Origin of the sequence: Vreelandella sp. 21 (assembly GCF_050995515.1) — a bacterium.
In the GTDB taxonomy this organism is placed as follows: Bacteria; Pseudomonadota; Gammaproteobacteria; order Pseudomonadales; family Halomonadaceae; genus Vreelandella; species Vreelandella alkaliphila.
This window is the reverse complement of record NZ_CP194673.1, coordinates 123,987-146,019: the sequence shown is the minus strand read 5'-3', so window position 1 is coordinate 146,019 and position 22,033 is coordinate 123,987. Positions and strand designations below refer to the sequence as shown.

Here is a 22,033-nt window from a genome sequence, read left to right as displayed (position 1 = left end):
CGCGGCGTTGTTGGTTAGCGTTCTAGTGGGTTTGTCTGGCTTAGCCGCACTTAGACCAGCCGCAGCCTGCATAGCAGGTTGGGCAGCCATCCATCATAATAAGCTCACCGCGACACTCAGGACAGTTACCCACGGTTGCCGGGCCACTGCCTTCAGGCTTTTTTACGGCGTTTTCTTGCTCAGCGGCACCGCCAATCGGCTCCACAGCGCTAACCGCTGAGCTGGTCTCTGGCTCGTCGACCGGTGGTTGCCAAGCATGGCCATGCTGCATGCGGTGCGCATAACGCTCTACCAACATTTCTACCGGTACTTGGTTACCATCCTGGTCCAAGAACCCGCGCCGATAAAGAATCTGCTGGATCGACCAGGCAATCGCCGCCACTTCGGAATCGTGGAACATTGGCTTGTTCCAACGGTTCATACCACAGCGCACTAACCCTTTATCCCACGCCACTTTACGCAGGTCAGCCACTGCCTGGGTGACATATCCCCCGCGCGCAGCAAGGGAAAGGCTACGCATCGTCGCCGTAATCCATTGGTGCTCGCTGGAAAGCTGTCCTGATGGGAAAAAGAACTCAACCGGGCGCTCAATGACCACACGTCGGCCACCCACCACGCCTTCCACGGGCATAAAAGAGACCAGCAGATAGACTTTTTTGCGACCTTCCGCCCCCACATAAGAGATCTTTTCGGATACCGCTTCTAGCGTTCCTTCTGGGCGCGAGGGAATCCTGACCGTCAGCGGGTCTTCTTCCGGAAGTTCAGGGGCAGGCGCTGCCTGCTCCTGCTGCTTGATACGGTAACCAACGATTTTTGAGGTAATTTCTACAGCCATGGTGTTCTCCACTTAGCAAAGGGTGTCGGGCGATGTTCGTAGCAAGGCGTAGCCCGCCCTTACCATTTGCCGTAGGTGCCCTCTTTTAAGGCATCAAACAGGTTGGCGGCGTTATGCTCTTCACCGTCGTAGACCACCGTTTCATCGCCGGCCAGTTCTAAGGTCTCGCCATTTTCCAGCTCAAACACGTAGGTGGTGTTTTTTAAATCATCTTCACGTACCAGAACGCCCTGAAACGCTTCTGGGTTGAAGCGGAATGTAGTGCAGCCTTTAAGGCGGCTCTCATACGCCTGTAGGTAGAGATCCTGGAATTTCTCAAACGGGAACTCTGTCGGCACGTTAACCGTTTTAGAGATTGCCGAGTCGATCCACTGCTGAGCGGCCGCCTGCACGGCCACATGCTGCTCAGGCGACACGGAGTCTGCGGTAATAAAGTAGTCGGGTAAATCGCTTTCCACCGCATCGGCGGCAATAAAGTGACGATAAGCGGCTAACTCGAACGAGACAACTTCAACCTGCTCTTTGGTTTTCTTACCCGATTGAATGATATTGCGGAAATAACGGTGCGAGAATGAGGGTTCAATGCCGTTGGAGGCGTTATTACCCATCGACAGCGAAATCGTGCCAGTGGGCGCAATAGAGCTATGGTGGGTGAACCGTGCACCATGTTCCGCCAACTGTGTGACCAACTCAGGATCGAGCTCAGCCACTTTCGCCATATACTGGCTATAGCGGGCATGTAGAATACGTCCTGGTACTTTATCACCCACTTCATAACCATCGGCAGCGAGTTGGGGGCGCTCACGCATCATTTTCGGTGTAATCGTATGCTCTTGCTCAAGCACAGGCGCCATGCCTTTCTCTTTAGACAGCTCTAGCGCTTGCTTCCAGCCTTCCAGCGCGAGGTGGCGGCTAACTTCTTCGGTAAAGGCCAGCGACGCTTGAGAGCCATAGGGAATTTTAAGCATGGTCATCGTTGAACCAAGCCCCAAAAAGCCCATGCCGTGGCGGCGCTTGGCTTCAATCTCACGCTGTTGCTGCGGCAGTGGCAAGCCAGCAATTTCCACTACGTTATCGAGCATGCGAGTGAAGATCGCTACCACCTTGCGATAGCGTTCCCAATCAAAGCGTGGCTTGTCGCTAAACGGCTCAATCACAAACTTGGTCAAGTTGACCGATCCCAGCAGACAAGCACCTTCTGGCGGCAGCGGCTGCTCACCACACGGGTTGGTCGCCCGGATATCTTCGCAGAACCAGTTGTTGTTCATGCGATTGACTTGATCAATCAGAATAAACCCAGGTTCAGCGTAGTCATAGGTCGAGGACATAATGGTGTCCCACAGCTCGCGCGCTTTAATGACTTCAACGACACGGCAAGCCACGCGGCCTTCATCATCGACCGTATAGCCCTCTTCAATGACGGGCCAGTCGCGATAAATCAAATCGCCCGCTTTTACATCGTCTTTTTCACCAGGGTGCAATGGAAACGCCAGCGGCCAGTCGGCGTTGTGCTTCACTGCTTCCATAAATTCGTCGGTAATCAACAGGCTCAGGTTGAACTGGCGCAGACGACCGGCTTCTCGCTTAGCTTGGATAAACTCACGAACATCAGGATGACCAACGTCGAAGGTGCCCATCTGAGCACCTCGGCGACCACCTGCGGATGCCACGGTGAAACACATCTTGTCGTAGATATCCATAAACGCCAGCGGCCCGTTGGTGCCAGCACCAGCGCCAAACACAAACGCTCCCTTATGGCGCAGCGTCGAAAAGTCGTAGCCAATACCGGCGCCAGACTTCAACGTCATGCCAGCATCAACGACGGAGTCGAGAATATCGCGCATAGAATCACGAATAGTGCGCGAAACTGTGCAGTTAATCAGGCTGACCGCAGGTTTGTAGGCTTCAGCGCCCGCATTGGAAAGGATTCGTCCGGCAGGAATGGCTCCGTTTTCTAATGCCCAACGGAATTTTGGCAGCCATTCGTTAGCATTGTCACCTTCAACCGCCGCTAACGCTCGTGCGACACGCTCAAAGGTAGCACCCACATCCTGATCAACAGGTTGGCTATGGCGATCTTTTAACCGATATTTAGCATCCCAGATATCTTTTGAGGGAACCTGTAGTGGGACGTCATTCGAAGTCTTCATAGCCTTTGCTGCGGTGCTCATGTCGCGAAACTCCTTCACAACGGGGTGAAATTAGCGCTCAAAACGGTGCGATTATACGTTCTGCGGTTATGAAGTATAGACTTGACTTTACACTATATGCGGCATTTTTCTTGTTAAAGACTACTACATATAGAAAAATCAGCGCGTTACCTTTTGCTTATCGTCAACAAACGATAGGCTAATGTTTTTCTTGTGCGATGCCACCCTTATGCCTACTTTAAAGCCTTTTGCGTTAGCGACCTTCAGCGCCATACTTTCCAGCACTGCGCTGCCTAGCATGGCAGCAACGTTCAATATTGATGCCGCGCAATCACACAATCATTGGCAGTCAATGGCGCTAACATTAGGCAGTGAGCAACACTTTCGTGCTGTGGAAACCCATAGCTATTCGGATGCCACCTTGAGTTTGAACGCGACTCAGGGTGTTTGCGACTTACCGTGGCTGGAAATGCGGGTCACGTTGGCTGAGCAACAAGGCGAAAGTCGCGCGGTTAACTTAGTGCCTACCAGGATCCGAGTGGATGACACACCGATCATCGATACCATGGCCGAGTTTATTACCGAGCGAGGCGATGATGGGTTTTATGCGCACTTCTACCTGAGCGACCTGCAAACATTAATGGCGCAAATGAGCCAAGGAGAACAGCTGTTTATCGGTTTCGATCAACAAGATAGTGAGCCTTGGTATATGACCTTTAGTCTTGATGGTGCTGATGACGCCATAGCGAGAATACAGCGCTTATGCGGCCGCGCCGACGACCAATGATGCCGCGTATCACTGCACGCTTTTTTCGGCGATTTCAACGCGGTTACGCCCATTACGTTTAGCTCGGTACATCGCAGCATCGGCCCGGGCGATAATGGTTTTGCAGCTATCATCGGGCTGCCATACTGCGACACCGATGCTGACCGTTATCGCTTGGCCCAAGCCCTTCACCTGTAGCGTTGCCACTAAACCACGCAAGCGTTCAGCAAGCCCTTCTGCGGCCTCCATACTGGAGTGGGTCGCCAATACCACAAACTCTTCCCCTCCCCAGCGCCCCAAATGATCACAGCCCCGCAGTGAGCTTTCCACCATGCGTGCTAGCGAAATCAGCACATCGTCGCCCACGCTATGGCCTAGGGTGTCATTGATCTGTTTAAAATAGTCGACGTCAAATAACAACAGCGCGAAAGCCGCCCCATAGCGTTTTGCTGCTACCAGCTCTGCATCAATAGCCTGCTCGATGCGGTAGCGGTTCCACACCTGAGTAAGTGGGTCAAAATGTGCCAACTGTTCTAACCGTTGATTCGCTTCTGCCAGCGCTTTACGCTCGCGCTCCAGGTGCATATTGAGCGTGCTGATCTCATAAGCCGAAATGGCCAGCGTCAAATCTTCCCCCAGATCAATCGCGGCTAGCCGCTCAACCCGTTGCCAGGCTTCGCTTTTTCCTGTGACCTCCTCGCACCACGCGTCAGAAGGCGACATCATCATAGGCGGTAGTGATGCAGAAGAGGGCTGCATCGCCCAGTAGAGCGTCTCCACTTGTTCAGGGCGAAAAAACATCAGCCAGCCGCGCTGAACAGGGTTAGTAGGCAGCGGCACGGCGAGCACACCACTCTGCTCTAACATGTCTAAAGAGGACGTTAGCGGCTCTTTGGCTGTCTCTTGGGTACACCATGGCCCACTATGGATATGGGCTTTTTCAATTCGTGTGGCCAACTGGCTGATCGTTTCTGGCTTGGGCGTATTGCCTGATTGATAGATACTGCCTTTCACCCATAACGCAACGCCATTGGCACGAAAGAGCGACTTCCATGTCTCGGCATGCTCCGTAAACAGCTGATAAGGCCCCTGAGGCTTTAAGCGATTATTGCTTGAAAGCACCAGGCTATCTTGTACACGCTGCAAATAGCGCGCTTCTTGGCGAGCTCTCAGCAGTAACAGCCGCTGCGTAGCCATTTGCACCAAGGTACGTACCGCATCTCGTACGGGCGGCGCTACAGGGTAAGCCGCTGCCGAGTGGCAGAATAGCAGCCCCCAAAGGCCGGTATCTCCCTGCATGGCCACGCTTAGTGCACCGCGTACGCCAAGTCGTTGTAAGTACTGTTGCCGCTCAGGGGCCGGAGCGCGCAAGAAGCAATCACTTACATCTACCGCCACACTCGTCGGCAGTAAGTGCTCACAGGGTGCTGCGACATCCTGGATCAGCCGCACCGGATGGCGCTCATAGGCTCGCCGTAGTGCGATAGGGAAGTCCTTGGCGGGAAAGCGTTGCCCTAACAAGGCAGGTAAACGAACTACCGGCAACTCGGTATCGGGCTGAACGCGCCCCTTAGCTAACGACTCGGCCACGATTAACCCATGCCAATCACTATCGAAATGGCATACAGATACCCGGTCATGCCCGGTTAATTCTTGAACGGCTATCACCAGATAATCAAGCAGTTCTTCTTGATGTGTCGCTTCCGCTAAACGCATCAGGCGTTCGTTCACCGTGCCAAGTAGACGCTGCTTACCGAGGGTATGAAGGGGCTCTATCTCAACTAACACATGCGCACCGGCACGGTAAGCATGTAACTGGAAACGGGTTGATCGAGCGGGACACTTAAAGGTGAGCGGCCCCGGCAAACGCTGCTGACCTTGTAGCTCGTAGCGTACGCGCTGGCTTAAGCGCTTGCCTAGAACGCTGGAGAGCGTTGGGAGACACCCCTCACGAAGGCTTATTCTCAGCAATTCAACAAAGTTGCTACTAAACGCCTGTATGCGCCGGCAGTCAGCATCGAGCACCAGTAATGCACCGAACGACTGTAGTAGCGAGTGATGCTTCAACACAGAGATGGCCTCAAGAAATCTCTTTACCCCTCAGTCTGCTGCCTTAGCAACAGTTCAACGCGCCGGTTGGCAGATCTACCTTCCGGTGTTGCGTTACTTTCCATGGGTTGGGTATCGGCGTAACCGACTGCCCGCATACGTGAAATAGCAACTCCCTGGCGCTCAAGATGCCGGACCACCGCAATGGCGCGCCCTACCGAGAGATCCCAATTTGAGGGGAAGCGAGAGGTAGCAATGGGAACATTATCCGTATGCCCTTCTACTGAAATTTGACCCTCAAAGGATGCTAACACTGCCAGAAGGCTTTCTAACACATCTTGCCCCTGGGGCGTTAGTACGGCGTCACCGCTAGGGAAAAGCAAGCTGTCGTCGATACGCAGCGTAACACCTTCTTCACCTTGAGAGACACTAACCCCTGGGATATTAAGCTCCGTCATTCGCGGCTTTAGCCCGCTGTGTTGTGGATGAATACCGGTTGCTAAGCTGGCCAACGGAAGCGAGGTGATAGCACTTGCAGAACGCATTCTATCGCGATCAAAGGCTTCCCCTCCCCCCGGCGGGGTCAATGCAAGCAGTAAGACAAACAGCGTGATTAACAGCGTTAATACGTCTAAATAGCTCGTTAGCCAACCTTCATCGCCCTCCCCTGACACAGTGGGCAATTCCAGTGCGTGCCGTGAATCACGATCTAGCATAGCGCTATCCTTTTGCCGCAGAACTAACTGTTGGCCGCGGTTTTACAGAGGCATCACGGATCTCGTCATGATAATTAGCCACAAAGGAGTTGAGCGTTTCTTCAATAAAAGAAGGCAGCCGCCGTTTAGTAATTAGCGAAATGCCCTCCAGCACCATGTTCATGGTGATAAGTCGCTCTTCCGTGCGCCGCTCTAGCTTGACGGCAATCGGTTTGAACACCAGGTTGGCGAGCAGAATACCGTAGAACGTTGTCAGCAGAGCCACCGCCATGCGCGGGCCAATAACGTCAAGGTCACCTGCATCCATCACTTCCAGCATATTGACCAGCCCCACCAAGGTGCCAATCATGCCAAACGCGGGCGCATAGGTGGCCATGGTACGAAATATCTGCGCCTCAGCATGCTCCCGCGCCTTTAATCGTGCGATTCGCCAGCGCAGCATATCGAAAATTTCGTCCTCTTTCGTGTTAGCAATCACCAGTTGAATCCCGGTGCGCAAAAAGGGGTTACGGGTATGCTCTAGCTCCTTCTCAACCGCCCTGACATCGCCTTTGAACCACAGCCGTGCCATGGAAACCAGTTCGTTGATATCATCTCGCACATAGGTGTTTTCACGCCGAAACACCAACCCCACCAGGCGCACCACGCGTAGCACTTCTTTCAGCGGATAACTAATAAAGGTAGCCGCCAAGGTGCCCGTCACCACAATGGCTAGCCCCGGCAAGTTGATAAAGCTTTCTGGCGACTCTGCAGTAAAAAACAGCACGCTTACCAGCAAAAGCATGCTGGCAAAAATACCGATCAGCGTAGATGGGTTCATCAACGGCTCCTCGCCGGTTATTCGTGATTGATAGTAGCGTTAGGTGGTGTCATATAAGCGAGCGCGAAGCCTGCTAATCGCTTGGCTGTGAAGCTGGGAGACACGGGATTCAGTCACACCCAGCACCGCCCCGACTTCTTTAAGGTTCAGCTCTTCTTGGTAATACAACGCCATCAGTAGTTTTTCACGTTCAGGTAAGGCATCGATCGCATCAATTAACGACTGACGCTGCTGTTTATCTAACAACTGTTCGAAGGGCAGGTTAGTGGCTTCCTCTTTCGCAGACTCGGCCCCTTCGGCCACCAGCTCTTCAAAGGGCAACAACTGGCCACTGTTCGTATCGTTGAGCAATTGCTGATACTCACTAAGCGGCATATCCAGGTCACGCGCGATTTCACCCTCTTCCGGCGGGCGCCCTAACTGCTGCTCAAGACGACGCACCGCATCATCCACAGCTCTGGCAGAGCGGCGTACACTACGCGGCAACCAGTCACGTGTTCGCAGCTCATCCATCATGGCACCGCGAATACGCTGACTTGCAAACGTGGCGAACGTTGCCCCCTGGGTCGCATCAAAACGCCCTAGTGCCTCTAATAAGCCCACCATGCCGGCTTGAATAAGATCATCCAACTCAATACTTGCGGGTAGTCTTACCTGCAGCGTTAAGGCCTGACGTCTTACCAGTGGCATGTATTGGGTTAACAGCTCGCTCTGTTTAATCCTGCCTTGTGCTGTATACATCCTCGTGCCTCACGGCTGAACTCTGTTCACTGGTAATTCACAATCACTTGTAGTTCCTGCACCCGTACCGGGCGCTGGCCCGGCGTCAACGCAAAACGAAAGTACAGCGGCCCACTGACCTGTTTACCGGCTAACGCAGTGGTTGAACCTCGCATAGCAGTCAAAGGAACACACTGCTCAGGGTGGCATAGCCACGCATTAACCGGCGCATTAACCGGCATTTGAAAACGCCAATGAATACGCTCTATCGCAGCATGCTCTACCTGCGCCCCTGCCGGTGGTTGAATGGGCTGGCTGCTGACAGCTCGGTCACTCATCGCGACCAGTACGCTAGGCACCTCACTACTCCAACTGCCCGTAGCGGCATAAACACTCATGGTGATGGCGCTTAGCGCCATCACCAACACGGTTTTGAAGTTATCAACCTTGAAGCTAGCGATCTCAAAATAGCCCATTATGTTAAAACTATGTGCGTAACTATCGTGTTGTAATAACGCTTCTTGAAACCAGCGAGCATAGACATTTTTATTCCTTATAGAGACGCTTGATAGCCACTGTTAAAGCACGGCCACATGGCGTCAGGCTAGCGTCATCGCGCCAGCAGTAAAAGCTCTATATCCAAGTAATAGCTGGCTGCTTCGCGCAGGTTATCGAGCAGACCTCTGCGCGGCAAGTTTGGCTCGTGCAGTGCTAACAGCTGCCTAGGGCCACCGTTCTCCTGCACTTGCCGAAGCGAGCGATACATCTGTGCGAAAGCATCGGCATCGCTATTAATCCATAGCGCCCAACGCGGAAAGCGCTCTTTCAGTTGGCCAAGATTAGCGGCATCCGCATTGACGATGTGAATATCCCAATCATCCGGGTCGCCAGCCCAACGTCGCCCCAGCACAGACCATTGGGCTAGGCGCCCTTTTACTCTTGCCACCTGCTGATCGCCACCGTTAGGCATACCGATCACGATAAGCGGCTTTTGCGGCACCGAGGGCGGTGCAGTGGTTTGCGTTTGGGCAGCAGTTGGCGGCACCGTCAAAGAGTCGGTCATAGCGGTCAGTGACTCAGCCGTAAGTTCGTCTCCCGTGGGGTCACTTTCAACTGACTCTGCTTGGCGCTGCTGGCGCTGTAAATCTGCCCACTTGCGCAGGCCCGCTGCCTGATCCTGGGCACTCATACCAGCCCCTCACGGCTAACGCTGCTGAGTTGACGAATGGCGTCACGGGCCATAAACGCGTGAACAAGCGCATCTAGCATCGCCGTGTCGCGCCGCTTACGCGTGGTGCCCAATAACCTTAGCAAATCGGAACGCAGTGCTATCGCAGCGTCATCATTGGCGATATCTAAGTGTCCCGCTGCTGCGGCGATACCGCTGGCCATCAATAAGCGAACCTCCGTGCTTACTTCGCCATCATCCGCATCTTTCAACTGCTGCCAAGCGCGTTTGGTTAGGCTAGACACCCCTTCGCTTTGCAGTTGGATAACCAGAAGCGAACGCACATCTGCACCTAATCGGGCAGGCGTTAACCAGTAGCGGCGCGCGATGCGTTTGCCATTTTCTGGATCGCGAACTTCACCAACCCATGCCAACAGCGGTGTACCAGCGGCGTCCTCTACAGCAATATGGGTATGCCACAGCTGCACTGTTTGCCCACGAAAACGCAGATCAGTGTGATCTGTGAGCGGGCTATCTGTGAACAGCTGGCGCAGGACATAACGCTCGCCCTGACAGTATACCCGCTGAGTGGCAGCTACTAGCGTGATCCAGGTCAAGTGTTGGGCTTCTAGCCACGCTAACGTGGCGGGGTCGGGAAATACGGGGAGCAGATGTACGGCGGCCCCCAGCGTTTCGCCCTGGCGCAGCAGCCGTGATTGCCAGCCTGCGGGCTGACGGTGCTGTAGGCTGGTTAGCGCTAGCCAACCGCCATCGGCGTCTAGCCCAAGATCGGGCATCGACCAGTCACAGCCTCGCTCATTACGGCGGGGAGACCATGCCATGCCCAGCCCCTTATCCGCGCAGGGCTCGCTAGCCAGTAGTGCATCCAAGCGTTTGTCTTGCACCACGCCCGGTAAGGAGGCGATATCCCATACCGACTCTAACGCTGAAAACCCAATAATCCTTTCACGCAGCCGCGTCAGCACAGAGCTGAGGCGGCGCCCTTGCCCCAGCACGTCTCGCGACCAGCGCGGCAGACTCACCGAGTGAGGCTGCGAAGCGGAGGTCGAAGATCGCCCTTCACGCACCCTTCCCAATGGGGTATTAAGCGCTTGATCGATCAGCGCAGCAGGGTTCGCAACCGCCATATCTTCTGGAACACGTTGCCCGTACGAACCAAATAACACCCGCAAGCCATGGCGTATGACAATATCTAGCACGGGGGCTAACCGGCCAGCTTCGTCCTGCTTGGTAATAATGCAATCATCTAACTCAGCGCCAGCCGCCCGTGCGGCTTGGCGATAGCGCAACACGACCTCTTCCAATGTTTCAGGCTGGCTAGCTGCATTCAACAGCAGCACTAAGCGGACGGACGCTTGCCCACCCTGCAAATGGGCAATTTGCTCAATCACACGCTGGTCACGCTGACTCATACCGACGGTGTCGATAATCACCCACTGTTTACCCTGCAATCGTCCGACCAGCTCATCAATCGGTTGCTCGGCGTCTAAGGCATACATGGGGGTATCAAGCAGGCGGGCATAAATTCGTAGCTGTTCGTGGGCACCAATACGAAAGCTATCAGTGGTGACAAGGGCCACAGGGCGCGTACCGTGGCGCATCACGAAACGTGCTGCTAGTTTCGCAGTGGTGGTGGTTTTCCCCACTCCTGTTGGCCCCACCAGCGCGACAATTCCTGCTTGATCGAAAAAGCCGGTTTCTTCTTTCAGTACGGGTAACCGCGCCATTAGCTGCCCACGAAGCCACTCCATCGCAAGCGCGCTATCGGCATCCGGCTGAACCAATGACGTCGGCAGCGCCGCCAGCACCTCGTCGCTTAGCTCCTCGCTGAAACCAACGCTAAGCAGGTGCTGGCGCAAACGAAAGATAGGGTCGTCAGTGGTGGCAGAGACGGGCGAATCGGCAGTTGGCTGCCGCTGGGAAATCAGCTCCCGCATTTCCTGCATCTCGCGCAGCAAGCGTTCACTCATTGCCTGCAGCGGATCTGAATCTTGCGCTGAAAAGGCGATTTGGGGAGCTGGGGTAGGTGGAGGTGGCGACGTAGGGGAAGGTTCAAAATGATCGACCGCTTCATCCGCCATCGCCAATATTTCAACCCCACCCTCGGTACGGCGATTGGCGACAATTAAAGCGTCATCACCTAATGTTTCGCGCACTTGGCGCATCACATCGCGGCTGTTTGCTCCAACAAATCGTCTCACGCTCATGCTTTACCTGCGCCTCTTCTTGATGGCTTGGAACGGATGTCCTGCGTCAGTCTCATCCTCGCCCTCCGACTACCGTAGTGACTCGTAACGTACGGTCATCCGGTATTTCTGCTTGAGACATCACCACCAAATGACGCACGCGCCGACGTAAGAAACGTGATAGAACAGCACGCAGCGAATGTTGTACGACCAGCACCGGTGCTTCACCGCTACCTTCATGGCGCTCCAGGGCCTCTTGTGCCTGCGTCATGAGCGTATCAGCAAGCCCGGGCTCCATCGCACCGTTACCATTCATGGCCTGCATAAGCACTTGCTCTAACTGGGCATCGAGTCCCATCACGTTGAGCGTTTCCTGGCCGGCAAACCACTGCTGGGTAATCGCTCGACCCAAGGCAATGCGCACCAGTGCGGTCAGTTCATTAGCATCTTTTTGCTGCCCAGCATGTTCTGCCAGAGTATCTAATACCGTGCGCATATCGCGTATCGAGACATCTTCATCGAGCAGATTCTGCAAAATACGTTGCAACACGGTGAGTGAAATGGCTTTCGGCACCACCTCTTCGACTAGCGACTTTTGATCCTCGCCCAGCTTATCGAGCAGCTTTTGCACTTCTTGCCGCCCCAGCATTTCTGGCGAGTGGCGATGCAGCAGGTGGTTTAAGTGAGTAGCAATGACCGTACTGGCATCCACCACGGTATAGCCGTATACCTGGGCGTGTTCACGCTGATTGGCATCGATCCAGATGGCGGGCAAACCAAAGGCCGGATCTTGGGTGGGCGTTCCCTGCAATTCGCCTGATACCTGACCTGGGTCGATTGCCAGCCATTTGCCCGGCTGTGCATCCGCACGACCAATTTCAGCCCCCTTCATAGAGAGTACGTAGGTATTCGGCGGCAGTTCCAGGTTATCGCGTATATGCACCACGGGCGGTAAGAACCCCACCTCTTGGGCAAACTTCTTGCGCACACTTTTGATCCTAGCCAGCAGCTCCCCTTTCTGGCGGGAGTCCACTAGGGGAATAAGCCGATGCCCCACCTCAAGCCCCAGCGTATCAACCAGTTGCACATCTTCCCAACTGGCTTCCGGTGACTCTTGCTGGGGCAGTGGCGCTGCTGAGATTTCCTCTTTTACCAACGCCTGCTCTTTTTGGCGAATCAAATACCACGCCAAGCCCGCCAGTAGGGCTGTAAAAATAAGAAATACCAGGTTTGGCATCCCAGGCACCATGCCCAGCAGCCCCATCACCATCGCAGAGAGGATCATGACCTGAGGGTTAATAAATAGCTGGCTGATCATTTGCTGACCAACATCCTGGTCAGTGTTGACGCGCGATACAGTGACACCGGCGGCGGTTGAAATCACCAGCGCAGGGATCTGGGCCACAAGACCATCGCCAATAGTTAGCAAGGTATACGTACGAGCGGCATCAGCAAAACCCATATCGTGCTGCATCATACCGATCAATAACCCACCGATGATATTGACCACCATGATGACCAAGCCAGCCATGGCATCACCACGCACAAACTTGCTCGCACCATCCATAGAGCCATAAAAATCTGCTTCCTGGGCGACTTCAGCACGCCGCTTTTTAGCGTCCTCTTCACCAATCAGGCCTGCGTTCAGGTCCGCATCAATCGCCATCTGTTTGCCAGGCATGGCATCTAGCATAAAGCGAGCGCCCACTTCGGCAATACGCCCAGCCCCCTTGGTAATAACCATGAAGTTGATGATCACCAGGATCAAAAAGACCACCAGACCAACGGCAAAATTACCGCCGACCAGGAAGGTACCAAACGCTTCGATGACTTTACCGGCCGCATCCCCGCCTTGGTGGCCTTCCATCAGTACAACACGGGTCGAGGCCACATTAAGCGATAGCCGTAATAGCGTGGTAAACAACAGCACCGCGGGGAAAGCGGCAAAATCGAGTGGCTTTTCCGCAAACATGCTGACCAGCAGCACCATGATGGCCAGTGCGATATTGAACGTGAACAGCAAATCGAGCGCGAAGGGCGGCAAGGGCAGAATCATCATGCCCAAGATCATCAAAATCAGCAGCGGCCCTGCGAGCAGCTTCATGCGCACATCGCCCATCCAATCGCGCTGATTGATCAATTGGGTTAAGCCTTTCATGATTGCGCCTCACTGCCACCGGCATCTCGATTGGAACGTTCCATTTCGGGAGGGACCGATAAATTGTCTGGGGTTGGGGGCACCTCGCCTCCTTGTTGTGCGACCTGCTTCAAGCGGTAAGCCCAGGCCATCACTTCAGCCACTGCGGTATACAGTTCCGCAGGTACTTCAGCGTCTAAATCCACGTGATGATACAGGGCGCGCGCCAAGGGAGCGGCCTCCAATCGCGGCACACCGGCTTCCAGGCCTATTTCGCGGATACGTGCGGCCACTGCATCGGCCCCTTTGGCTACTAGCCGCGGGGCGCCCATGCTACCTTCCTTGTACGCCAGGGCTACCGCATAGTGGGTTGGGTTGGTGATAATGACGTCGGCGTCAGGCACTTTACTCATCATCCGCCCTCTGGCCATTGCTTGCTGCTGCTGGCGAATACGCCCCTTGACGTGGGGGTCGCCTTCCGACTCTTTATGCTCTCGCTTAACCTCTTCCTTGCTCATACGCAGCTTTTTCGCATTACTCCAAAGCTGAAAAGGCACATCAATTAAGATAACCACCACTAGCGATAAAACGATCAGACCAGCGGCTAGCGCTGACATATTCAATGCGCTTGCCAATGCTTGCTGAATGGGCTGATTCATTAGCCCCATAAACTTACCAAGGTTGGCGTACAGAAACGCCGCTGCAATGCCACCGACCAGGATTGATTTGGCAATCGCTTTGGTTAATTCAATCAATGCCTGCGACGAAAAAATACGCTGCAACCCTTTTATTGGGTTTAGCTTTGACAGTTTGGGCTGCATTGATTTTGCTGAGACTAGCCATCCCCCTAGTAATGCGGGTGCGACCAGGGCGATCACCGTCAACAGTAAGAACAGCGGCAGCATTGCAAATAGTGTGCGCTGCCCCAGATCCAGCGCATTGACCAGCATCGGGGTACTTTCCATGGCATGACGGCGCTCGAATAAGAAGGCCTGCTCCATCACCATGCCCAACTGGTCATAGAGCATTTGCCCCATGCTCCACAGCCCGATCACACCGCCTAGTAGCAGCAAAAAGGTCGCCAGTTCTCGAGACCGGGGTACTTGGCCTTCTTCCCGGGCTTTGTCTAAGCGTCGGGGTGTGGCCTCTTCCGTCTTTTCCTGATCGCTGTCGTTATCTGCCATGCGGCCATCCGGCGGTATATTGCGTGGCTTATCATAAATTCAGCCGCCCCGAGGGACGGCTGAACAAATGCCTATAGTGCCAGATACTGCCTTTCACAATGTCTTAATAACAACGCATTAAAAGCCTAATTCGTCCAATAAGTCGTCGACCTGATCCTGACCAGTAACGATGTCAGGCGCATTGTCCTTCACCTGAGGACCATTCAACAGCTCTTCATTACGACGTGCGTTGTCATTTTTCCATTGGTCTTCTGCCTTACGCTGCATCGACTCACGGACATGGGCACCCGGCACGTTATCGATCAGCACTTGCACCAACTGATGCTCAATTTCTCGGATGACATCCATCATCTTCTTGATGACCTGGCCGGTAAGATCTTGAAAATCCTGGGCCATCATAATATCGAGCAGTTCTTTATTTGTCGCTGCAGCAATGGTTGGCACATCACTTAGATAGGTGCGTGTCTCTTTTACCAAGGCTTTGGCATCATCCAACTCTTGGGGCGCTTCAAACCACTCGGCCCAGCGCTTATCGAGCGCTTCAGCACGGTCAGAGAGTTGGTCTTGCAATGGCTGGGCGCGATCAATAGCGTTTAATGCACGCTCAGCTGCCTGCTCAGTCATGGTAGCGACGTAATGCAACCGGTCACGCGCGTCAGGAATTGCTTCCGCTGCTTTCTCGATCTCTTTATCCAGACCCAGCTCTCGCATGTTGTCGCGTAACATGCGGGTAAGTTTGCCGATGCGAAAGATCAGGTCTTCAGCGGCTTCCTCAGATAGCTGGGTAGCGCTATCCTGCTCATGCTGACTCATCGTGTTGTCTCCTCGTTAACCGAGCACTCAGGCACAGCCGCTTCATTTACCCATCTTATCGAAGATTTTGTTTAGCTTTTCTTCGAGTGTGGCTGCTGTAAACGGCTTGACGACGTAGCCGTTAGCGCCCGCTTGAGCGGCCGCGATGATGTTCTCTTTTTTGGCTTCCGCGGTCACCATCAATACGGGTAGCCCTTTCAGTGCTTCATCCTGGCGGATCTCTTTAAGCATTTCTAAGCCGTCCAGATTAGGCATATTCCAATCAGATACAACGAATTCGAAGTTACCCGCACGCAGCTTATTCAGCGCGTCCTGACCATCTTCTGCTTCATCAACATTGGTAAAACCTAGCTCTTTCAACAAGCTGCGAACGATCCGACGCATGGTGGGAAAGTCGTCCACTACCAGGAAACTCATGTTCTTATCGGCCATTGGTCATCCTCTCAATCAAATTATTTCTAAAATAACGATGCTTAAAAACAGTCCTTAAAGCAGTTCTTAAAACCGTCCTTAAAACCGTTCTTAAAACGGCTATTAAAACCTAGAACGCTTCCCACTCGTCGTGGTGGCTGGGCTCTGGGGTTCGGCGAGTGCGGGGCGCAGTGGCTGCCTGCGGCCTGGCAGCAGGCACGTTTACTTGGCTACTCGCTGGCAGTGCTTGACGCTGCACTCCCGCTTGGCTGGTTAACAAAGCAAAGACAGCCACCGCCTCTTCTAACTTATTTGCTTGCTCTTCAAGCGACATAGCCGCCGCGGAGGCTTCCTGAACCAGTGCCGCATTCTGCTGGGTCACTTCATCCATCTGCCCTACCGCTTGGCTGACCTGCTCAATGCCATCGCTCTGTTCCTGAGACGCTGCAGAAATCTCATCCATAATATCGGTCACCCGACGGACAGCCGTCACCACGTCGGACATAGTGGTGCCCGCTTGTTCTACCAGCGTAGAGCCTTGCTTGATTTGTGCAACAGAGGCATCTATCAGTGTTTTGATCTCTTTTGCCGCATCGGCACTGCGGCTAGCTAAGTTGCGAACCTCGCCTGCCACAACGGCAAAACCACGCCCTTGCTCGCCAGCGCGAGCCGCCTCTACCGAGGCATTGAGTGCCAAAATATTGGTTTGAAAGGCGATAGAGTCGATCACACTGGTGATATCTGCCACTTTTTGGGAACTGGTAGAAATACCGTGCATGGTCTGCACTACCTGCTCAACCACTTGGCCACCTTGCTCGGCAGTGGTAGAGGCATCTGCGGCCAGCGTGCTTGCCTGACGCGCATTGTCGGCATTTTGCTTAACCGTTGCCGTCATTTGTTCCATGCTGGCGGCCGTTTCTTCGATCGAAGCAGCCTGCTGCTCAGTGCGTGATGACAGATCCGCATTGCCACTCGCTATCTCTCGAGTGCCGTGATGGATTTCACTACTGCCTTCTCGAACACGTGTCACGATCGCCGTCAGGTTTTGCTGCATCGTGCCCATCGCTGAAAAAAGACGCCCCACTTCATTTTTGCCTGATGCGGGAACGGATTCCGTTAGGTCAGCCTGAGATATTTTGTCCAACCGTCTTACGGCATCATTCAACGGCGCGATGACCGTACGGCGTAATGCTATATAGATGAACACTGTCACCAATAGCGCAATTGCCACGGCAAGCGCATTGACTAACATAAACATATCGCCTTGCGCATCAGCATCGCCACGAATGCTATCTACCCGCTGAAAACCATACTGCACGAAAGCCGTCGCACTATTGGCTAAGCTGTTCAATGGCTCAACCAGTTCACCCCGAAGCTGATTGAAGGTACTGATGTCCATGGTTTCGAACGTCGCATGCTGCTGTTTGACCAAGGCCAGTACTGTGCGGAAGTCTTCTATCAATGCCTCGCCCAATGCCTCACCTTGCCCCGCGCGTGGCGACGCAGCGAAGCTTTCAAAACGCTCTTCGGCACGCGCAATTCGATCCAGAGCAATGTCGACCTGGGCATTGGATTGGCGTGTTTGACCGACCATTAAAAAGTTGGATGCCGTTTCCATGGCCAGCATTGCCTGGTTGAGCAATGAGTCAGCGCGATTAATCTCGTTGAGCTGACTATTACTGATGAGGCTATAGGTTGACAGGTTGGCCTGAGCATTACGATCTGCCATAAAACTGATACCAGCTAACACCACTATCAGCATGACAAAGCTAGCCAACGCGGCAATAACGGCAGAGTGAATACTGATATGACGCAGTGAGCGTGTCATTTTTGTCCCCTTTTTTTATTTATGCGCAATGGGGTGTTATACCCGCTGAGCACGCCCTGAAGCGGCAATTAAGGCCATCAACCGCGATGGAATATCATCTAAAGCAACCACTTCTACTGCTCCCCCGACGGCGATGGCTTCTCTTGGCATACCAAACACCACACAGCTTTCTTCATTTTGCGCAATGGTGGCCGCCCCAGCTTCCCGCATCTCAAGAAGGCCTACAGCGCCATCCTTACCCATGCCGGTCAAAATCACCCCAATGGCGTTTTTACCCGCATGCTTGGAAGCAGAGTGAAACAGCACATCAACAGAGGGACGATGACGGTTGACCGGCGGGCCATCATTTAAGCGCACGACATAGTTAGCACCACTGCGGACAAGCTCTAGGTGCTGGTCGCCTGGGGCAATGTAGGCATGGCCTGGCAAGACACGCTCGCCATCGGTGGCTTCTTTTACGCTAATTCGGCACAGCCGATCTAGCCGCTCGGCGAAAGAGCGGGTGAAACCACCGGGCATGTGCTGGGTAATCAAGATGGCTGGCGCATTCGCCGGCAGTGGTTCGAGCACTGACCGGATCGCTTCTGTGCCGCCTGTAGAAGCACCAATGATAATCAGCTTTTCACTCGACACCATGGGTGCTTTTAGCTGTGTCGGTGGCGGCGCATTTTTATGGCGAGCTTGGCGAGGACGCGAGCGGGCCGCGGCGCGAAGCTTATCGGTAATTTCAGTTGCATACTCCATCATGCCGCTGCGAATACCCAAGCTGGGCTTAGCCACAAAATCCAATGCGCCTAACTCTAACGCACGCAGAGTAATCTCTGAGCCGCTCTGGGTCAGTGATGACACCATGAGTACCGGCATAGGGCGAAGCCGCATTAACCGTTCAAGAAAATCAAGACCATCCATCCGCGGCATTTCTACGTCCAGTGTCAGCACATCAGGATTGTGTTGTTTGATCAGATCCCTCGCAGCAATGGGGTCTGGCGCGACGGCGACGACTTCCATATCCGGCTGAGAGTTGATTATTTCCGTTAACAAATCACGAATCAGCGCCGAGTCATCAACGCACAACACTTTGATTTTGGCTGCGCTCAAAGCACGCCTCCTTTATTACGGTAGCCACCTGTGTGCCAACCCACTCCGCTAAGGCGATTGCCCAAAGGAGTTAACGCACGTAACCGATTTATTTTTTTGCGAGGGTATAAACCGTTTGCCCACGCAGCTTGAATGCATCGCTGATATACGAAAAATTTTCCGAGTGTCCCGCAAACAGTAACGCGTCTGGCTTCATTAGCGGAGCAAACCGTTTTAGAATCTTAGCCTGGGTATCTTTATCGAAATAAATCATTATATTGCGACAAAAAACGGCATCGAAAGGGCCTTTTACCGACCACTGGGGCGCCAGCAAATTAAGCGGCAAAAACTCCACCAACGATGATACTTCTGGCCTTACGCGTGCCAAACCTGCATGACTACCGGTGCCTTTCTGGAAAAACCGCTTAACCCGCCCTTCCTCTAACTTACGCACCTGTTCAAGCGGGTAAATACCGGCACGCGCTTTGCTTAGTGCGTCGGTGTCAATATCAGTGGCAATGACTTTGGCCTGGGTAGCTTTTGGCCCCAGTGTTTCTAACAGCGTCATTGCAATCGAGTAGGGCTCTTCCCCGGTGGACGCCGCTGAGCACCAGATAGTCACGGGACTTTGCTGTTTCTTAATGTGCTCAGCTAATAGCGGAAAGTGATGCGCCTCACGAAAAAAAGCGGTGAGATTGGTGGTTAAGGCATTGGTAAACGCCTCCCACTCTTTAGCGTCCGGCTGACGCTCCAACCGAGACAGATAGTCGGCAAAACGTGTAATACCATGGTGACGCAATCGCTTGGCTAAGCGGCTGTAGACCATTTCACGCTTATGCTCAGCCAGCACTATTCCGGCGCGCTGGTAAATCAATTCCCGTATACGCGCAAAGTCGGCATCGGTTAGCACAAGATCACGTTCGATCTGCCCTCCCGATGCCCACTGGCCGACATCAACTCCCCGCTCGCGTTGGTCGATCAAAATTCTTCCCACTCCTCTACTGCGGCCAGCTGCCGTGTGGTTGGCGACGAAGGCGGTTTAGTTGGGCTATCTGGGAGCTGAGCTCGCGATCGATAGGCAGTAGGGGCTGTACTAAGCGCTGTTGTTGGCGAGTTCTGATGGTTCAAACGAAACGCCTCAACAGACAGGGCTAATAAGCCCGCTTGCTGCTCTAATGCCACGGCGGCACGTGCTGTTTCCTGGACACGAACGGCATTCTGCTGTGTCGCTTGATCCATTTCGGCAACGGCTTGGTTCACCTCCGCGATACCATGACTCTGTTCTGCTGACGCTGACGAAATATCATGCATGATCTGGGTAACATTGCGCGCCGCATCGGCAACCTCACTAATCGCTACTTCGGCTTTTTTGACCAGCCCAGCCCCCACATTGACTTCTTGATTAGAACCATCAATCAGCACACGAATCTCTTGAGAGGCGCTTGCGCTTCTTCCTGCCAGCTTACGCACTTCTTCAGCAACCACCGCAAACCCACGACCATGCTCCCCGGCCCTGGCAGCTTCTACCGATGCGTTGAGCGCCAAGATATTGGTTTGGAAAGCAATCGAGTCAATCACATTGATAATGTCAGTCATTTTTTGCGAGCTTTGGGTAATTCGCTGCATATTCTCGACCAACTGCGACATGAGCTCTCCGGTTTGGGTCACTTGCTTAGCATTGTTATCGGCAAGACGACGCGCTTCTTGAGCGTTATCGCTGTTTTGACGCACGGTCGTGGTCATTTCTTCCATGCTGGATGCGGTTTGCTGTAGCGATGCTGCCTGTTGCTCGGTACGAGACGATAAAGCCTCATTACCGCTGGCAATATCCCGAGCAGCAGGTGTAACCACATTAATACCGCCTTTTACATCGCTAATAATGCTGCTCAAACTTTTCCGCATAGTGTTCAGCGATTCCATCAGCATCCCAACTTCATCACGCTGATGGGGAGGCACTTTAGCCGCTAGGTTTCCACCCGCGATTTGCAAGGTAAAGCGAGACGCGCTTTTTAGCGGCCGAACAATGGAACGTAACGTCATCACCCCAAGCAGGATAAGCGCCAGTACGCCAACACCTAGCACAGCGGCTTGAGCGCTTAGCATGCTGGCTTGACCTTGCTCAGCATCGGCAGCCATCACCTCGGCGTCAGCCTGTTTTTCGGCGATGAGCTGGTTCACCATCGACGAGAGTTCGCGCCCTTCGTTATTCATCACACTGATGACCGCGTCCAAACCGGTGAACACTTGATACGTGTCTTCTGCTTGCAAGACGGTTTCCGCCTGGAACATGCCATTGTCTAAAAAGGTTTGCAGCTGAGCGTTGAAGGAAGTGGCAAGCGCTGTCGTGTTGACATCACGGGAGTAGTATTGCTGCCAAGCGGACTCAATCGTCGCCGCGCTATTGGCAATCATGTCCCCCATCTCAAAGCGCTGCTGAATCAGCTCCATACGCTCTGGTTCAATCATGGCCTGGCGCGTTTGCGCGATGGTCTGGTCTATTTGCTGTAAGCGAATAACGTCTTGCAGGCCATCATTATTAAGCGTCGCTAGCCGCTCTCCTGCGACGTTAAGGCCATACAGCCCAAGGCCACCACTCACCAGCAGCAGCGCGCCAGCAACGACAATCATGCCAATCAATTTAGCGCGCAGAGTATCTAGTCGTATCCGTTTTAAGCGTTGAGTTAGGCCTTTCTTACGCAACCGCCCCTTGTCTAAATAGAGCTGTTTGTTACGGCCTTCACGTATTTCAGCGTAGGCCTGTTCCGCTTGGGCAATCGCCTCTCGGGTTGCCTGCACCCTGACAGAGGCATAGCCAACGACGTGGTCGTCTTCAATAATCGGCGTTACGCTGGCACTAACCCAGTAGTGGTCGCCATTCTTACAACGGTTTTTAACCAGCCCTCGCCATGTTTCACCGCTTTTCACAGTCTGCCACAGGTTTTCAAACGCCGCTGGCGGCATATCCGGGTGCCGTATCAAGTTATGGGGCGCACCTACCAGCTCTTCTTGCTGGAAACCACTTATCTGGATAAACGCTGGGTTTACATAGGTAATACGCCCTTTAAGATCCGTGCGCGAAACAAGGAAATCATCACTCTGAAGTTCAACTTCACGCTGAGTGACTGGCTGGTTATTACGCATCCGCATACCTT

18 protein-coding genes are annotated in these 22,033 nt (G+C 53.7%); 1 reads left to right on the top strand and 17 read right to left on the bottom strand.

What is annotated here, in order from left to right; genetic code table 11:
- Positions 1-40: 40 nt before the first annotated feature.
- Together ACN06F_RS00660 and ACN06F_RS00655 are read right to left on the bottom strand one after the other, a co-directional pair.
- Entirely contained in the window at positions 41-835 is a 795-nt protein-coding gene (locus tag ACN06F_RS00660; RefSeq protein WP_095604349.1) for a ribonucleoside-diphosphate reductase, read from the bottom strand.
- A 59-nt stretch (positions 836-894) separates the two neighbouring features.
- The gene (locus tag ACN06F_RS00655; protein WP_120385953.1) at positions 895-3,006 is read right to left on the bottom strand and encodes an adenosylcobalamin-dependent ribonucleoside-diphosphate reductase; all 2,112 of its coding nucleotides are present in this window, start codon (positions 3,004-3,006) and stop codon (positions 895-897) included.
- Between the two features lie 208 nt (positions 3,007-3,214).
- Between ACN06F_RS00655 and ACN06F_RS00650 the strand changes: the two genes are divergently transcribed.
- Complete coding sequence (locus tag ACN06F_RS00650; protein ID WP_038486463.1) at positions 3,215-3,772, top strand: hypothetical protein; 558 nt, start codon at positions 3,215-3,217, stop codon at positions 3,770-3,772.
- A gap of 9 nt (positions 3,773-3,781) precedes the next feature.
- On the opposite strand, the gene ACN06F_RS00645 is transcribed toward ACN06F_RS00650, so the two are convergent.
- The 15 genes from ACN06F_RS00645 to ACN06F_RS00575 form a co-directional block, all read right to left on the bottom strand.
- Positions 3,782-5,821 (bottom strand): diguanylate cyclase, encoded by a 2,040-nt coding sequence (locus ACN06F_RS00645; protein WP_433924500.1) that lies wholly within the window; start codon positions 5,819-5,821, stop codon positions 3,782-3,784.
- A 23-nt stretch (positions 5,822-5,844) separates the two neighbouring features.
- Positions 5,845-6,516: an OmpA/MotB family protein gene (locus ACN06F_RS00640; protein WP_095604347.1), complete on the bottom strand. Its 672-nt coding sequence runs from the start codon at positions 6,514-6,516 to the stop codon at positions 5,845-5,847.
- 4 nt (positions 6,517-6,520) lie between these two features.
- Positions 6,521-7,336 carry a motility protein A gene (locus tag ACN06F_RS00635; RefSeq protein ID WP_038480250.1) on the bottom strand — a complete coding sequence of 272 codons (816 nt, stop codon included), beginning with the start codon at positions 7,334-7,336 and terminating at the stop codon, positions 6,521-6,523.
- A 39-nt stretch (positions 7,337-7,375) separates the two neighbouring features.
- A complete protein-coding gene (locus ACN06F_RS00630; RefSeq protein ID WP_038480247.1) occupies positions 7,376-8,077 on the bottom strand; it encodes an RNA polymerase sigma factor FliA in 702 nt (233 codons plus the stop codon).
- 26 nt (positions 8,078-8,103) lie between these two features.
- Entirely contained in the window at positions 8,104-8,532 is a 429-nt protein-coding gene (locus tag ACN06F_RS00625) for a flagellar protein FlhE (protein WP_245846694.1), read from the bottom strand.
- A 134-nt stretch (positions 8,533-8,666) separates the two neighbouring features.
- On the bottom strand, positions 8,667-9,245 hold the full coding sequence (locus tag ACN06F_RS00620) for a hypothetical protein (RefSeq protein WP_038480244.1): 579 nt from the start codon (positions 9,243-9,245) through the stop codon (positions 8,667-8,669).
- Positions 9,242-11,452 carry a flagellar biosynthesis protein FlhF gene (gene flhF, locus ACN06F_RS00615; protein WP_433924499.1) on the bottom strand — a complete coding sequence of 737 codons (2,211 nt, stop codon included), beginning with the start codon at positions 11,450-11,452 and terminating at the stop codon, positions 9,242-9,244. The genes ACN06F_RS00620 and flhF overlap by 4 nt, the downstream gene beginning before the upstream one ends.
- 52 nt (positions 11,453-11,504) lie before the next feature.
- Positions 11,505-13,589 carry a flagellar biosynthesis protein FlhA gene (gene flhA, locus ACN06F_RS00610; RefSeq protein WP_038480238.1) on the bottom strand — a complete coding sequence of 695 codons (2,085 nt, stop codon included), beginning with the start codon at positions 13,587-13,589 and terminating at the stop codon, positions 11,505-11,507.
- Positions 13,586-14,752 (bottom strand): flagellar biosynthesis protein FlhB, encoded by a 1,167-nt coding sequence (gene flhB / locus ACN06F_RS00605; protein WP_038480234.1) that lies wholly within the window; start codon positions 14,750-14,752, stop codon positions 13,586-13,588. Before flhB ends, flhA begins: the two co-directional genes overlap by 4 nt.
- Positions 14,753-14,869: 117 nt before the next feature.
- On the bottom strand, positions 14,870-15,565 hold the full coding sequence (gene cheZ, locus ACN06F_RS00600; protein WP_038480231.1) for a protein phosphatase CheZ: 696 nt from the start codon (positions 15,563-15,565) through the stop codon (positions 14,870-14,872).
- 42 nt (positions 15,566-15,607) lie between these two features.
- Positions 15,608-15,997 (bottom strand): chemotaxis response regulator CheY, encoded by a 390-nt coding sequence (cheY, locus tag ACN06F_RS00595; RefSeq protein ID WP_009097747.1) that lies wholly within the window; start codon positions 15,995-15,997, stop codon positions 15,608-15,610.
- 109 nt (positions 15,998-16,106) lie between these two features.
- Positions 16,107-17,804 (bottom strand): methyl-accepting chemotaxis protein, encoded by a 1,698-nt coding sequence (locus tag ACN06F_RS00590; RefSeq protein ID WP_038480226.1) that lies wholly within the window; start codon positions 17,802-17,804, stop codon positions 16,107-16,109.
- A 36-nt stretch (positions 17,805-17,840) separates the two neighbouring features.
- Positions 17,841-18,902, bottom strand: coding sequence for a protein-glutamate methylesterase/protein-glutamine glutaminase (locus tag ACN06F_RS00585; protein ID WP_038480223.1), 1,062 nt, complete (start codon positions 18,900-18,902; stop codon positions 17,841-17,843).
- Positions 18,903-18,990: 88 nt separating this feature from the next.
- Positions 18,991-19,863 carry a CheR family methyltransferase gene (locus tag ACN06F_RS00580; protein ID WP_433924498.1) on the bottom strand — a complete coding sequence of 291 codons (873 nt, stop codon included), beginning with the start codon at positions 19,861-19,863 and terminating at the stop codon, positions 18,991-18,993.
- The gene (locus ACN06F_RS00575; RefSeq protein WP_038480217.1) at positions 19,860-22,022 is read right to left on the bottom strand and encodes a methyl-accepting chemotaxis protein; all 2,163 of its coding nucleotides are present in this window, start codon (positions 22,020-22,022) and stop codon (positions 19,860-19,862) included. Before ACN06F_RS00575 ends, ACN06F_RS00580 begins: the two co-directional genes overlap by 4 nt.
- Positions 22,023-22,033 lie beyond the last annotated feature (11 nt).

Coding starts and splice junctions, on each gene's coding strand:
- ACN06F_RS00660 (WP_095604349.1), bottom strand. CDS start 835: ATGGCTGTAGAAATTACCTCAAAAATCGTTGGTTACCGTATCAAGCAG.
- ACN06F_RS00655 (WP_120385953.1), bottom strand. CDS start 3,006: ATGAGCACCGCAGCAAAGGCTATGAAGACTTCGAATGACGTCCCACTA.
- ACN06F_RS00650 (WP_038486463.1), top strand. CDS start 3,215: ATGCCTACTTTAAAGCCTTTTGCGTTAGCGACCTTCAGCGCCATACTT.
- ACN06F_RS00640 (WP_095604347.1), bottom strand. CDS start 6,516: ATGCTAGATCGTGATTCACGGCACGCACTGGAATTGCCCACTGTGTCA.
- ACN06F_RS00635 (WP_038480250.1), bottom strand. CDS start 7,336: ATGAACCCATCTACGCTGATCGGTATTTTTGCCAGCATGCTTTTGCTG.
- ACN06F_RS00630 (WP_038480247.1), bottom strand. CDS start 8,077: ATGTATACAGCACAAGGCAGGATTAAACAGAGCGAGCTGTTAACCCAA.
- ACN06F_RS00625 (WP_245846694.1), bottom strand. CDS start 8,532: ATGGGCTATTTTGAGATCGCTAGCTTCAAGGTTGATAACTTCAAAACC.
- ACN06F_RS00620 (WP_038480244.1), bottom strand. CDS start 9,245: ATGAGTGCCCAGGATCAGGCAGCGGGCCTGCGCAAGTGGGCAGATTTA.
- flhF (WP_433924499.1), bottom strand. CDS start 11,452: ATGAGCGTGAGACGATTTGTTGGAGCAAACAGCCGCGATGTGATGCGC.
- flhA (WP_038480238.1), bottom strand. CDS start 13,589: ATGAAAGGCTTAACCCAATTGATCAATCAGCGCGATTGGATGGGCGAT.
- flhB (WP_038480234.1), bottom strand. CDS start 14,752: ATGGCAGATAACGACAGCGATCAGGAAAAGACGGAAGAGGCCACACCC.
- cheZ (WP_038480231.1), bottom strand. CDS start 15,565: ATGAGTCAGCATGAGCAGGATAGCGCTACCCAGCTATCTGAGGAAGCC.
- cheY (WP_009097747.1), bottom strand. CDS start 15,997: ATGGCCGATAAGAACATGAGTTTCCTGGTAGTGGACGACTTTCCCACC.
- ACN06F_RS00590 (WP_038480226.1), bottom strand. CDS start 17,804: ATGACACGCTCACTGCGTCATATCAGTATTCACTCTGCCGTTATTGCC.
- ACN06F_RS00575 (WP_038480217.1), bottom strand. CDS start 22,022: ATGCGTAATAACCAGCCAGTCACTCAGCGTGAAGTTGAACTTCAGAGT.